This window comes from Hydrogenophaga sp. (assembly GCF_018780075.1).
Taxonomy (GTDB): Bacteria; Pseudomonadota; Gammaproteobacteria; order Burkholderiales; family Burkholderiaceae_C; genus Hydrogenophaga.
Genome location: NZ_JADMKB010000099.1, coordinates 23,572 through 36,821, shown reverse-complemented (window position 1 = coordinate 36,821; position 13,250 = coordinate 23,572). Strand labels below are relative to the sequence as shown.

The following is a 13,250-nucleotide window of genomic DNA, read 5'->3' as shown; positions in this document are numbered from 1 at the left end:
CCGAAGGCCGCGCCCTGGTTCCAGTTGAAGCGGGTGATGAACTGCGTGTAGATCTGCTCGGTGAACCACAGCGAGTTCTTGCCGCCCAGCAGCGTGGGCGTGAGGTAGTTGCCCAGGCACAGCATGAAGACCACGATGCAACCGGCCGCGATGCCCGGCGCCGCGTGCGGGATGACGATGCGGCGCACGATGTTGGCGGTGCTGCCGCCGAGGTCGTAGGCGGCTTCGATCAGGCTGTCGTCCAGGCTTTCCAGGCTGTTGACCAGCGGGATCACCATGAAGAGCAACGAGGCGTAGACCAAGCCGACCAGGATGGTGGCATCCCGGTAGAGCAGCTCCACCGGTGCATCGGCCAGGCCCACGCTTTGCAGCAGGCTGGAGATGACACCGGTTTCGCGCAGCAGGATCAGCCAGCCCAGCGTGCGCACCATCTCGCTGACCCAGAACGGCAGCAGGCACAGCACCAGCAGCACGGTCTTGGCGCGCCCACGCGCCACCTTGGCGATGTACCAGGCGGCCGGGAACGCCAGCAACAGAGTGAGCACGGTGGCCAGCACCGAGAGCGTGGCGGTGCGCACGAAGGTGTTCCAGTACAGCGGCTCGTCCACGAAGGTGCGGTACTGCTCCAGGCTGAAGCCGTACTCGCCTGGCCCGGTGCGCGCCTGCAGCGAGAGCACCAGCAGTTCGATGTGCGGCAGGATCACCAGGCCCAGCAGCCACAGCAACGCCGGCGCCAACAACACACCCAGGAAGAAGCGGCGGTGGGTGCTTTCGCTCATGGTGGGTTCATGCCCCGAAACACCAGGCCTGCGCGCTCTGATACGCGAAGTGCACCGTTTCGCCCGGCTTCAGATCAGCCAGGCGCCCGGTGAGGGGCAGGGCGATGTGCAGCGGCGTGTTGCTGCGCGTCTCGCGCACCTGCACGGTGGAGTTGCCGCCGTCGAACAGCACGCTGTCGACCACCGCGCTCCAGGCCGGGTCGCCAGCCGGCAGCTCGCGCGGGCTGCGCCCGATCTCGATGGCCTCGGGCCGCACGAAGAGCACCGCGGTCTGGCCCACGGAGACCGTGCCCACGGCCTGCGCCCACAGCGCCATGCCGCTGCCGGTGCGCAGCTGCACCTGGGCTCCATTGAGTTGCTCCACGTGGCCCTCGAAACGGTTGTTGTTGCCCACGAAACCGGCCACGAAGGACGTGGCCGGCTGGTAGTACAGCTGTTGCGGGCTGCCGACCTGCTCGAAGCGGCCCTGGTTCATCACCGCGACCTGGTCCGACATCACCAGCGCTTCCGACTGGTCGTGCGTGATGTAGACGAAGGTGGTGCCGATCTCCGCCTGCAACTGTTTGAGCTCGACCTTCATGTGCTCGCGCAGTTTCAGGTCAAGCGCGCCCAGCGGCTCGTCGAGCAGCAGCAGGGTGGGCTCCAGCACGAGCGAGCGCGCGATGGCCACGCGCTGCTTCTGCCCGCCCGAGAGCTGGTCGATGCGCTTGTCGACGCTGCCGGGCAGGCCCACGCGCTGCAGCATGTCGGTGACCTTGGCCTTGATGGCTGGGCTCTTGACGCCGCGTCGCGCCAGCCCGTAGGCGATGTTCTCGCCCACGCTCATCATGGGAAACAGCGCCAGGTGCTGGAACACCATGTTCACCGGTCGCCGGTTGGGTGGCACGCCGAGCATGGACGCGCCTTTGATGCGCAGGTCGCCGCTGTCGGGGGCGATGAAGCCCGCGACCATGCGCAGCAGCGTGGTCTTGCCGCAGCCCGAGGGGCCGAGGATGGAGAAGAACGAGCCGCGGCGGACGTTGAAGCTCAGGGCCTGGACCGCCGCAAACGCGCCATAGCGTTTGTCGACGGCCAGGACTTCGAGATCGTTGTCGCCGACGGATGCGGCACCGGGTGTGGGCACCGCTTACTGGGCGGCTTTGACGCGGTCGAGCACGCGGCCTTCGATGTCTTCAATGCCGGCGGGCACGGCCGGGTACCACTTGATGTTCTTGATCGCGGCCTCGGGGAAGCTCTCGGCGAACTGCTTCTTGAGCACCGGGTCCATCAGCTGGTCGGCGCCCTTGCTGGCGGTGAAGTTGCCGGCAGAGCCCGCCACCTTGGCGGCGATCTCGGGGCGCATGTTGAAGTTGATCCAGGCGTAGGCGGCCTCGTCGTTCTTGCCCTTGGCCGGCAGCGCGAAGGTGTCGACCCAGCCCAGCGCGCCCGACTTGGGTGCGACGAACTTGATCTCGGGGTTGGTCTTGTTCAGGCCCCAGCCGCCGGTGTCCCACATCATGGCCGTGGTCAGCTCGCCCGAGCGCATGCCGGCGAGCAACTGGTCTTTGCCGTCCCAGTAGAACTTCACGTTCTTCTTGCACTCGGTGAGCGCCTTGCCCACGTCGTCCATCAGCGCGCCGTAGGCCTTGGCGTCGCTGTAGAGCGCAAACGGGTTCTTGCCGCTGGCGAACGCGAACGCGATCAGCGTCGGGCGCTTCAGGCGCATGCTGACCTTGCCGGCGTTGTCGGCCGCACAGAGGTCGTTGTAATCGGCCGCCTTGGAGGTCTTGGTGTTGATCACCAGGCCGTCGGTGCCCCAGATGTGCGGCAGGCCATAGACCTTGCCGTCGATGGAGGTGTTCAGGCGCGTGGCTTCGAGCATGGGCGCGATGAACAGATCGGACTTGATCTTGCTCAGGTCCATGGGCTTGTAGATCTTGAACTCGCCCTGCGGGCCGGCGATGCGGTCCTGGCTGGGCTGGGCCAGGTCGAAGCCGGCGCCGGCGGTGGCGCGCAGCTTGGAGATCATCTCTTCGTTGTTCGAGAGCGTGACCTCGACCTTAATGCCGGTCTCTTTGGTGAACTGCTCCAGCACGTCCTTGGGCACGTAGTCGGCCCAGGTCAGCAGGCGCAGGGTCTTGTCTTGTGCCTGTGCGGCACCAGCGGCCAGCAACAGCGTGGCCAGAACAACGCGGGACAACTTGCTCTTCATGGGGAGATCGCTTTCAAGGTGGGCTTGGGTTGGGATGGCGCCACAGCGCGTGTGGGCCCGGGGTGACGGCCAGACGCAGAATCCGGCAAAGCCCACCATAAGTCAATACCGTGAAAACCGCGTGACAGCCGCCGCCCCGGCGGCGCTCACGCTCAGGCCGCGGTGAGGTGCACCGCGTCAAACCCCAGGTGGTGCAGGCACTCGCGCAGGATCAGCACCAGCGCGTCACCCGCCGGATCGTCGAATCCGCTGCCCTTGGCGGAGGGTGCGCCCACCGACCGCGCCGCCAGCTGCTGGTACTCGCGCTCGATCTGCGCGCGCGCAATGGCCTCGTGCGCCAGGCCCCAAATGGCACCTGCGCGTTGCAGCGGCGCCATGGCGCCGGCCGCGACCACCAGGCGGGCGCCCGCCGGGATGTGGCCCGCGAGGCGCTCAACCTGGTCTTCCACGGTCTGGATCGCCTGCTCGATCGCCAGCGCCGACGGCCCCGACGGCCCGACCGGTCCGGGCCAGAGCACAGCCCACCCGATGGGCAGGTGCCAGCGCGATTCGCCGCCGTCCGGCAGCGACAGCACCGCCGTGGTGTCGGTGGCGCCGATGTCCAGGTACAGGGTGTTCATGGCGACGGGCTCAGGCCGGGTCCAGCGCGCGGGTCAGCAGCGCGAGCACCCGCTCGTCGATGCCGTGGCCCAGCCCGGGCAGCACGTCCACCGTCGGGCTTGCGCCCAGCGCCCGCAGGCGCTCGGCCACCGACACGCTGTGGGCTGCGGGGATCACCATGTCCTGCGCGCCGTGGATGAAGTGCAGCGACACGCCGGCCGGCGCCACCCGCGGCGGCTCGGCGAAACGCCCGGCCATCGACACCACGCGCGAGGCCAGCGGCACCGCCTGCTGCATGGATTCCAGCGCCATGATCGCGCCTTGCGAGAAGCCGGCCAGCGCCGTGGCCGTGGCGTCCAGCCCGGTGCGGGCCTGCCAGGCCTGAACCGTCTGCACAAAACGCGGCATCACCGCGGCGATGCGCTCGACGCGGTTGGCCTCGTCGATGCCGCGCACCGAAAACCACTGCCAGCCGCCGCCCATGTCGGACGGGAACGGCGAGCGCACGCTGACCACCCAGCGGTCGGGCCGCGCCAGTGCCTGGCCCAGCGGCACCAGGCCTTCGGGGCTCGCGCCCACGCCGTGGAACAGCAGCACCAGCTCGAGCGCGGCCTCGCTGGGCGGGTGGACGATCAGGTCGTCGGTGTTCATCAGCGGCTCCATCAGGCGGCCTCGGCCAGGGCCGGCGCTTCGGCCACCGACGGGATGGCGCCGAACAGGTACGAGTCCATCGACAGCACGCCGTAGGTGATGCCACCGTCAATGCGCGTGACCGGCGCCTCGGCGCCCGCCGCGCCGGCCGCCACCATCAGCGGCCACAGGTGCTCGGCCGTGGGGTGCGAGCGCTGGGCGTGCGGTGCCACCGCCATGGTCTGCTGCAGGCGCGCGTGGTCGCCATTGCGCAGGGTCTGGTGAATCCAGGCGGCGAACTCGGTCGCGTAGGTTTCGCTGTGGGCGTCGGGCGCGTCGAAGCGCACCTCGTAGAGGTTGTGGGTGAGGCTGCCCGAGCCGATGATGAGCACGCCCTCTTCTGCCAGCGGCGCGAGCGCCTGGCCATAGGCGTAGGCACGCTCACCGTCCAGCCGCGCGGGCAGCGAGACCTGAAACACCGGGATGTCGGCCGCCGGGAACAGGTGCAGCAGCGGCACCCAGGCGCCGTGGTCCATGCCCCACTGCGGGTCGGCCTCGGCCGCGTAGCCGGCGGCGCGCAGCAGCTCAAGGGCGCGTTGCGCCACGTCCGGGGCGCCGGGCGCGGGGTAGTTCAGCTGGTACAGCGCCGCCGGAAAGCCGCCGAAGTCGTGGATGGTCTGCGGGCGCGGCGTGGTGGCCACGCGCGGCTCGCGTGTCATCCAGTGCGGCGAGACGATCAGGATCGCCTTCGGCCGCGGCAAGGTCTTGCCCAGCGCGGTGAGCGCCGGGCCGGCCAGGCCGGGGTCGATGGCAAAGGTGGGCGAGCCGTGGGACATGAACAGGGCGGGCAGACGGGACATGGTGGTTTCCTTTCGGCGCGCCAGCAGCGGTGCGCGCCATGGGGAAACTGTAGCCCCCGCACCAGACGCCGGCGTTCGCGGGTTTTGCCGTCCGTGGTCAATTTTTTTGATGACCGGTGGCGGCACTCGCTGGACGACGCCCCATCCCGCGGCCGACCCTGGCCACCTGGATCAGGCCGCCATCTGTCGGCGCGGGCACGGCCGCAGTAGGCACACACCGTCGAAGTGCGTATATTGGTTCGACGCGCGGCCGAGGGCCCCTGCCACGGCAAGCGCGTCCGGAATCCAGGAGGTTGCCATGCATCCGATTCCCGTTCGAACGATGCAGTTCGAGGTACCCGCCAGCGAGGACTTCCATCCGCTGTACATCGCGGGCAACGCCAAGCTGTCGTATCAGCACAGTGCGATGGGGCTTTACGTCAGCCAGGTGGAACCCTTCTTCGTGAAATCGCTGCGGCGTGTGATGAACCGCATCCGCGACGACCGGCTGCGCGAAGACGTCGACCGGTTCAGCCGCCAGGAAGCCCAGCACTACCAGCGCCACATCGATTTCAACAAGGTCGTGCTGGCGCACGGCTACCCCGGCCTGCAGGAACGCCTCGACCGGCTGAAAACCGAATTTGATGGCTACCTGGCCGACGGGACCGATCGGTTCCGGATCGGCTACATCGAGGGTTTCGAGTCGTACACCACGCAGCTGGGCATCTTCATGCTGAACAGCGGCTTGTACGACCACCACCGCACCAACCCGGCGTTTGGCAACCTGTTCAAGTGGCACCTGGTGGAGGAGATCGAACACCGCAATGTCGCGTTCGATGTCTACCGGCACCTGATCGGTGATCCGCTGTACCGGGTTCGCATGTGCTGGTCCGCGCAGCATCACATGCTTCGCTTCTATGCCGACTGCGAGAAGATCATGAGCGCGGCCGACATACCGCGACACGGTGAACGCTGCCGCATTCGCCTCAAGCACCACCTGATGTCGCTGGCCTCCACCTCGGGCATGCGGGCGAGGTCGATGATGCCCGGGTACACGCCGCACAAGTACGAAATTCCCGCGAACATCGCGGAGCTGTCGGCGCATTTCACGCAGCAGGCCCTGCAGGTCCACTGACCCGCCGATGGACGGAGCCCCCGGAGCGCCCTCACCGCAAGCCGGCGCTTCTGCAGCGGTTGACCCCACCGCCGGGGCGTGACAAGTTCGACCGCGGGGCGCGCCCTGGCCGGGCTTGGGATAATCCCCGGATGGCAAACAAGCAACGTGTGGTGGTCGGTTTGAGCGGCGGCGTGGACTCCGCGGTGAGCGCGCACCTGCTCAAAGAGCAGGGTTACGAGGTCATCGGCATCTTCATGAAGAACTGGGAGGACGACGACAACAGCGAGTTCTGCTCGTCCAACATCGACTTCGTGGACGCGGCCAGCGTGGCCGACGTGCTGGGCATCGAGATCGAGCACGTCAACTTCGCCGCCGAGTACAAGGACCGCGTGTTCGCGGAGTTCCTGCGTGAGTACTCGGCCGGGCGCACGCCCAACCCCGACATCCTGTGCAACGCCGAGATCAAGTTCAAGGCGTTCCTGGACCACGCGATGCGCCTGGGCGCCGAGAAGATCGCGACCGGCCATTACGCGCGGGTCCGCCTGAATGAAGCGACGGGAAAACACGAGCTGCTCAAGGGTCTGGACCCGCTGAAGGACCAGAGCTACTTCTTGCACCGCCTCAACCAGGCGCAGCTGAGCAAGACGCTGTTCCCGGTGGGCGAGCTGCCCAAGACCGAGGTGCGCCGCATCGCGGCCGAGATCGGCCTGCCCAACGCGAAGAAGAAGGACAGCACCGGCATCTGCTTCATCGGCGAGCGGCCGTTCCGCGATTTCCTGAACCGCTACATCGCGAAAGAGCCCGGCCCAATCAAGGACCCGACCGGCCGCACCATCGGGAAACACGTGGGCCTGAGCTTCTACACGCTGGGGCAGCGACAGGGGCTGGGCATCGGAGGGATCAAGGCCAAGGGCGCGCAAAAGGGGGGCAACGAGCACGAGCCCTGGTTCGTCGCGCGCAAGGACATGGACAAGAACATCCTCTGGGTGGTGCAGGGTCACGACCACCCCTGGCTGCTCTCGCCCAGCCTGCGTGCCGAAGACCTGAGCTGGGTCGCGGGCGAGGCGCCGACCGCCACGCAGATCGCGGCCAAGACGCGCTACCGCCAGAGCGACGCGCCCTGCACCCTGGCCACCGACGCCACGGGCATCACGCTGCGGTTTGACGAACCGCAATGGGCCGTGACGCCAGGGCAGAGCGCCGTGCTCTACGACGGCGAGGTCTGCCTGGGCGGCGGCGTGATCCACACCGAGGCGGCCAACGCGCCCTTGAAGTGACCCCCGCCGCGCTGCGCGCGCCCTCCTCAAGGGGGGCGGCACTGGCCGTCCGGCAGAGCCGGCCCGGCGGTGCCCTGGGTGGCGCCATTTCATGCGGCTGGGTTGCGCTCCGGCGCCTGGGAAAGCGGATTCGGGCCGGGGGAGCTCAGTCGGCCGTGATCTTGCGTTCCTTGACGATGGCCGCCCACTGGGCGGATTCTTTCTTCATGAAGGCCGCGAACTCGGCGCGCGTGGTGGGCTGCGGGGTCAGCCCGTGGTGCTTCAACGCGTCCTTCACGCCCGCGTCGTTCAGCGCCTTCACGATCTCCTGGTTCCAGCGGTCCAGCAGTGGCACGGGGGTTTTGCCCGGCGCCACGAAGGCGTACCAGTTCAGCGCCTCGAAGCCGGGGTAGCCGGCCTCGGCCACGGTGGGGATGTGGGGCAGGTAGGCCGGGCGCGTGAGGCCGGTGGTGGCCAGCGGCACCAGCTTGCCGCTCTCGATGTGCGGCATCGCCGTGGGCGGGGCCGAGAAGTACGAGGCGATGCGTTCGCCCAGCAGGTCCTGCAGCGCGGGCGCGCCGCCCTTGTAGGGCACATGGACCATGTCGACGCCGGCGCGCTGGTTGAACAGTTCCCCCGCCAGGTGCGAGGCCGAGCCCGCGCCGGTGGAAGCGAAGTCCACGCTGCCGGGCTTTTTCTTCTCCAGCTGCACGAACTCGGCCAGCGTCTTCACGCCCACGCCCTTGTGCACCACGAGCACGTTCGGGAAGTACACGCCGCCCGAGATGGGGGTGAGGTCCACAAAGGGGTCGTAGGGCAGCTTCATCAGGTGCGGCGCGATGGTGAGCGGGCCCACGGACCCGAACAGCAGCACCGAGCCATCGGGCGCCGCCTTGGCGACGAACTGGTGCGCGATGTTGCCGCCCGCGCCGCCCTTGTTCTCCACGATCACCGTCTGGCCGATGTTCTCGCCGAGTTTCTTGGCGATCAGGCGCGCGGCCGCGTCGGCTGCGCCGCCGGCCGCGAAGCCGACCACCAGGGTGACGGGTTTTTTGGGCGGGAAGTCCTGGGCCTGGGCCAGGCTGCCCAGCGCGAGGATGGAAAGGGCGAGCGCGGTGGCGCGCAAGCGGGGTCGCTTGTTCATGAGAGGGTCTCCTCAGGGGGTTTCGTGGGGGGAAAGAAAACGGTCGGGCCGCAGCGCCGGCTCAGTCGGCGCCCAGGCCGATGGGGTTGGGCTGGCGCCTTTCCACCGCGTGGCGCAGCAGCGCGGCGGTGCGGAAGATGCCGTGGCCGAACTTGCCGTAGGGCATGGTGGCGAACAGCGCCATCACCGCGCCCAGGTGCAGGCACAGCGTCAGCGCCAGGGCGGGCGTGCCGCGCGCCGCCCACAGGGCCAGGCCGCTGGTGGCGGTGAGGAACAGCAGGGCGATGAAGCCGCGGTCCATGGGTTGTTGCGCGGCGTCGCCGTGCTGCGGGTGGCGCCGCAGGTTCAAGCGCCACAGGCCCGCCGTGCCCAGCGCGAGGCTCACGCCGCCCACCGCGCCCAGCAGCTTGGGCAGGCTGGGCAGGTCGTAGGGCGCGGGCTGGCCCAGCAGGTAGTGGTAGAGCGTGGCCACACTGGTGGCGGCGAAACACAGCATGAAGCCGTAGAACGTCAGATGGTGAAAGCGCCGGCGCGAGAGCGTGTAGGCGTCGTCCTCGTTGTGGCAGCCCTCGCCGTGGCCACCGTCCAGGTACTTCAGGCGCAGCACGGCATCGGCCGCCTCGGCCGTGGCGGGCGCCGACAGCGGCGCGCCGCTGGTGGCGGGCGTCAGGTCGCGCCAGAAGCGGCGCACGCCCAGGGCCAGGGCCAGCGTGGCGAACAGGAACACCGGCGCGAACAGCCCGACGAGCAGGTTGTGCGGAAAGAGGCCGTAGAAGTCGCCACCCGGCGCGCTCCACAGCGCGCCCAGGCCCTGCCCCTGGAGCACCACGGCCAGCACCAGGAACAGCGCGAGGCCGGCGGCCAGCGCCAGCGACAGCGTGAGCCCCTGGCGCTGGTAGAGCCGGCCGAGCGCCGGCGGCCAGGCGTAGTCCACATAGGTCTGGCCGCGCACTTGGGCCATGGCCTGTGGCACGTTCACCGCAAACTCGTGTGGCGGCGCGTACTGGCAGGCGTGCAGGCAGGCGCCGCAGTTGTGGCAGAGGTTGGCCAGGAAGTGGATGTCGGCCTTGCCGAACTCGAGCCGGCGCGTCATGGCCGGGAACACGGCGCAGAAGCCTTCGCAGTAGCGGCAGGCGTTGCAGATCTGCATCTGGCGCGCCACTTCGGTTTCGGGGACGGACAACACGGTCTCGCCGTTGGCCAGAGCGCTGGCGTCGCGCGCGAGGGCTTCAAGCGTGTGCATGGTGGGCTCCGGTGGAGTTGGTGCGGGTGGCCTGGGCGGCCCGGGCCGCGTTCGTGCCGGCGATGCGGCCGAACGCCGTGCCGATGCTCATGCCCACGCCCGCCGTGTAGCCCTGGCCCAGCACATTGCCGGCCATCATTTCGCCGGCGACGAAGAGGTTGTCGCTCGGCACGTCGTTGAACCGCACGGCCGCCGTGTCGTCGGTGTGCAGGCCCAGGTAGGTGAAGGTCACGCCGGGCTTGAGCGCGTAGCCGTAATAGGGCGCGGTGTCGATGGGACGCGCCCAGTGCGTCTTGGCGGGGGTGACGCCGTCGGTGTGGCAGTCGTCGAGCGTGGTGTGGTCGAAGCTGCCGACGCGGCAGGCGGCGTTGTAGCCGTCCAGCGTGCGCATGAAGGTGTCCACATCCAGGCCGAGCTGGTGCGCCAGCTCGGGCAGGCTGTCGGCCTTGACGCCCGGGAACACCGGCGGCATGAAGCGGCCGATGGCCTTGCTGTCGATGATCGAGTAGCCGATCTGCCCCGGCTGCTGCGCCACCAGGCGGCCCCAGATCGCGTAGCGCTTGGGCCAGAAGTCCTCGCCCTCGTCGTAGAAACGCTGTGCCTCGCGGTTCACCACCACGCCCAGCGACACGCAGTCGATGCGCGTGCAGATGCCGCCGTCGTAGAGCGGCGCGCGCGCGTCGATGGCCACCATGTGCGCCTGGGTCGGGTCGCCGATGCGGTCGGCGCCGTGGTCGTCGAGCAGGTGGCGCAACAGCACGCCCTGGTTGAAGGCCGTGCCGCGGATCAGGAAGTTGTCCGACGGCCATTCGCCGCGCTGATTCTGGCCCCAGGCCTCGCGCAGCCAGTCGCGGTTCGATTCAAAACCGCCGGCGGCCAGCACGCAGGCCTTGGCGGTGATGCGCTCGCCCTTCACGTGGGCGGCGACGAAACGGCCCTGGTGCATCTCGATGCGGTCCACCGGCGCTTCGTATCGCACCTGCACGCCGAGTTGTTCAGCGCTGCGGAAGTAGGCGTTCACCAGCGCCTTGCCGCCGCCCATGAAGAAGGCGTTGGTGCGCGCCACGTGCAACGTGCCGGCCAGCGCGGGCTGAAAGTGCACACCATGGCGGCGCATCCAGGGCCGGCAGTTCGACGAGGCGCGGATCACCAGCCGGGCCAGCGCCTCGTTGGTCTTGCCGCCGGTGACCTTCAGCAGGTCCTGCCAGAACTCTTCTTCGGGGTAGGCGTCGACCAGCACGTCCTGCGGCGCGTCGTGCATGCAGCGCAGGTTGCGGGTGTGGGCGGAGTTGCCGCCGCGCCATTCGCGCGGCGCGGCTTCGAGCAGCAGCACGCTGGCGCCGGCTTCGCGGGCCATCAAGGCGGCGCACAGGGCGGCGTTGCCGCCACCGATCACCAGGACATCGGGGTCCGTTGACATGGGTCTCCTTCTGCTTTCTCTCGTGGGGCGCTGGAACGCATCCGGCGCATGAGGGAATGTAGAAAGACCAGCGCCCGCTGTGCAGCGGGCTCACGTCATGGGGGTATCACGAAGTGTGATGGGTGTCGGGCACGGTGGCGAGGGCGGTGGCGCCGAACCAGCGCCCCTCACCCACCAGGCTGCGCACGCAGTGAATCAGCACCACGCGCGCGGCCAGCGCGGCGGGGGACAGCTCGTCCTCCGACAGGCTGCACAGCAGGTTCACGCGGCGCGCGGGGGCGTCGGTGAGGCGCGCGCACTGGAAACGCTGAGCGGCGTCCGGGTAACGCCCCAGGGCCGCCCAGGGTTGCAGCGTGGACCCCAGGCCGGCATCGACCGCGGCCATCACCATGGCGAGCGAGTCCACCTCCAGCACCACGCGGGGGGAGATGCCGGCGCCGGCGAACGCCGTGTCCAGCGTGCTGCGCAGGCCGTGCGGACCGGTGGGCAGGATCAGCGGCTCGTCGGCCAGGTCGGCGATGGCGATCTCGGCCGGCAGGCGCGGCGCGGCGCCGCGGCGCACGAGGAACAGGTCTTCCTCCAGCAGCGGCATCACGCCCCAACGCCGCCCACCCCCGGCCTGCCGGGTCTGGTGCAGCCGTGTGTCGAACAGCACCGCCAGGTCGAGCTGGCGGGCGTTGAGCATGGCGGTGAGGTGGCCCGACATGCTCTCCACCATGTGCAGGCGCACGTCCGGGTAACGCTCGCGCATGGCCTGCATGAGCGGCAGCCCGAGCACCGCCGAGGTGGTGGGCGCCAGCCCCACGCTGACGGTGCCCGACAGGCGCGCCTGCTGCGCGACCCGCATGGCCTGCTCGGCATGGCGCAGGGTGAGCTGCGCCTCGCGGAAGAACGCCACGCCCGCCTCGGTGGGCGCGACGCCGCGCGGCGTGCGGTGCAGAAGCCGCGTGGAGAGCTCGCCCTCCAGCCGCGTGATCTGCTGGCTGAGCGCGGACTGCACCATGTCCAGGTCCGCCGCCGCCCGGCTCATCGAGCCGAGCTCGACGATGCGAACGAAGTAGCGCAACTGCCGCAGTTCCATGAAGCGTCCTTGTCTCGGGTGGCACAACCGGTGCCCTGCTGCCGGGGCCTGGTTGCGGTTCTACCCGGTGGATTATTGGCCGACGCCGAACACCTCGCACACGGGTATTCGCCCGGTCATGGGCACACCGTCAAACTTTGCGGCGCAGCATCCGCACGTGCATGGGGCGAACGAAGTGGGCGCCGTCGGGGCCGCAGTGCGGATCGAACGCGGCGCGCACACGCGCAACCAGCGGGAGTGTGATGTGGTGGTCGGCGAAGCTGGGATAGAGCATGCGCTGCTCGAAGTCGGTCCGGTCCTTGAAGTGCACGGGCTGCGCGAAGCGCCGCTCGCCCGCGGCCTCCCAGTGGGTGCCGGCGGCCAGCGCGCGGTCCAGGGCAGCCTGCGCGGCCCGTCGCACGGAGTTCTCGTCGTTGTAGAGGCGCACGATCTCGTTGAGCGCGCCGCCGAAGATCGGCTCGCTCACGTAGAACCAGCCACCGGGTTTGACCACGCGCGCGACCTCGGCCAGCGCCGCGTCCATGCCGTCGAGCGGCACGTGGTGCAGGCTCTTGAGCATCATCGCGCCGTCAAAGACCGCGTCGGGGAAGGGAACGGCTTCGGCGCTGCCGGCCACGAACAACAGCCGCTCCTGCGGACTCGAAACGTTTTTGGTGTGCTGCACGGCGTCCACCTCCAGCCCCAACACCTGGCTGCCCACATGGCGCAACAGCAACGCGCGCGCCAGCCGGGCGTCACCGCAGCCCAGCTCGATGATGCGTTGCTCGGCCAAAGGCGCCAGGTCGTCCAGCACATCGAGTTCGTCACGCACGACGGGCAATTGATCGGGATCGGCGTTTGTCTGATTCATTTAGATGCTCTCAAACTCGCAGCATGGGCAGCGACTTGCGTTTTCTCATGGAGACCCAAACGAGTATAGGAAGAAGGTGCCATCCAATGGCCAAAGGCCT

The 13,250-nt window shown here is 68.9% G+C and carries 13 protein-coding genes; 2 read left to right on the top strand and 11 right to left on the bottom strand.

What is annotated here, in order from left to right; all coding sequences use genetic code 11:
* The 6 genes from IV088_RS16325 to IV088_RS16300 form a co-directional block, all read right to left on the bottom strand.
* Nucleotides 1-779, bottom strand: a 779-nt coding sequence (locus IV088_RS16325; protein WP_291104262.1) for an ABC transporter permease, incomplete at its 3' end; no start/stop codon positions are given.
* A 7-nt stretch (nucleotides 780-786) separates the two neighbouring features.
* On the bottom strand, nucleotides 787-1,902 hold the full coding sequence (locus IV088_RS16320) for an ABC transporter ATP-binding protein (protein WP_291082770.1): 1,116 nt from the start codon (nucleotides 1,900-1,902) through the stop codon (nucleotides 787-789).
* Between the two features lie 3 nt (nucleotides 1,903-1,905).
* On the bottom strand, nucleotides 1,906-2,958 hold the full coding sequence (locus IV088_RS16315) for an extracellular solute-binding protein (RefSeq protein WP_291104259.1): 1,053 nt from the start codon (nucleotides 2,956-2,958) through the stop codon (nucleotides 1,906-1,908).
* 164 nt (nucleotides 2,959-3,122) lie between these two features.
* Nucleotides 3,123-3,590, bottom strand: a complete 468-nt coding sequence (locus tag IV088_RS16310; RefSeq protein WP_291104257.1) for a hypothetical protein — start codon at nucleotides 3,588-3,590, stop codon at nucleotides 3,123-3,125.
* 10 nt (nucleotides 3,591-3,600) lie between these two features.
* Nucleotides 3,601-4,221, bottom strand: coding sequence for an esterase (ypfH, locus tag IV088_RS16305; RefSeq protein WP_291104255.1), 621 nt, complete (start codon nucleotides 4,219-4,221; stop codon nucleotides 3,601-3,603).
* Nucleotides 4,222-4,232: 11 nt separating this feature from the next.
* Nucleotides 4,233-5,060: a class III extradiol ring-cleavage dioxygenase gene (locus IV088_RS16300; protein WP_291104253.1), complete on the bottom strand. Its 828-nt coding sequence runs from the start codon at nucleotides 5,058-5,060 to the stop codon at nucleotides 4,233-4,235.
* Nucleotides 5,061-5,358: 298 nt separating this feature from the next.
* On the opposite strand from IV088_RS16300, the gene IV088_RS16295 reads away from it, so the two are divergent.
* Together IV088_RS16295 and mnmA are read left to right on the top strand one after the other, a co-directional pair.
* Complete coding sequence (locus IV088_RS16295) at nucleotides 5,359-6,174, top strand: metal-dependent hydrolase (RefSeq protein WP_291104252.1); 816 nt, start codon at nucleotides 5,359-5,361, stop codon at nucleotides 6,172-6,174.
* A 131-nt stretch (nucleotides 6,175-6,305) separates the two neighbouring features.
* Nucleotides 6,306-7,433 (top strand): tRNA 2-thiouridine(34) synthase MnmA, encoded by a 1,128-nt coding sequence (mnmA, locus tag IV088_RS16290; RefSeq protein ID WP_291104250.1) that lies wholly within the window; start codon nucleotides 6,306-6,308, stop codon nucleotides 7,431-7,433.
* A 145-nt stretch (nucleotides 7,434-7,578) separates the two neighbouring features.
* On the opposite strand, the gene IV088_RS16285 is transcribed toward mnmA, so the two are convergent.
* The 5 genes from IV088_RS16285 to IV088_RS16265 all read right to left on the bottom strand — a co-directional run bounded on the left by IV088_RS16285 (nucleotide 7,579) and on the right by IV088_RS16265 (nucleotide 13,150).
* Nucleotides 7,579-8,556 carry a tripartite tricarboxylate transporter substrate binding protein gene (locus IV088_RS16285; RefSeq protein WP_291104248.1) on the bottom strand — a complete coding sequence of 326 codons (978 nt, stop codon included), beginning with the start codon at nucleotides 8,554-8,556 and terminating at the stop codon, nucleotides 7,579-7,581.
* A 61-nt stretch (nucleotides 8,557-8,617) separates the two neighbouring features.
* The gene (tcuB, locus tag IV088_RS16280; RefSeq protein ID WP_291104246.1) at nucleotides 8,618-9,799 is read right to left on the bottom strand and encodes a tricarballylate utilization 4Fe-4S protein TcuB; all 1,182 of its coding nucleotides are present in this window, start codon (nucleotides 9,797-9,799) and stop codon (nucleotides 8,618-8,620) included.
* The gene (tcuA, locus tag IV088_RS16275; RefSeq protein ID WP_291104239.1) at nucleotides 9,786-11,219 is read right to left on the bottom strand and encodes an FAD-dependent tricarballylate dehydrogenase TcuA; all 1,434 of its coding nucleotides are present in this window, start codon (nucleotides 11,217-11,219) and stop codon (nucleotides 9,786-9,788) included. Before tcuA ends, tcuB begins: the two co-directional genes overlap by 14 nt.
* Nucleotides 11,220-11,325: 106 nt before the next feature.
* On the bottom strand, nucleotides 11,326-12,300 hold the full coding sequence (locus tag IV088_RS16270; RefSeq protein ID WP_291104236.1) for a LysR substrate-binding domain-containing protein: 975 nt from the start codon (nucleotides 12,298-12,300) through the stop codon (nucleotides 11,326-11,328).
* Between the two features lie 130 nt (nucleotides 12,301-12,430).
* On the bottom strand, nucleotides 12,431-13,150 hold the full coding sequence (locus IV088_RS16265; protein WP_291104234.1) for a class I SAM-dependent methyltransferase: 720 nt from the start codon (nucleotides 13,148-13,150) through the stop codon (nucleotides 12,431-12,433).
* Between the last annotated feature and the right edge of the window lie 100 nt (nucleotides 13,151-13,250).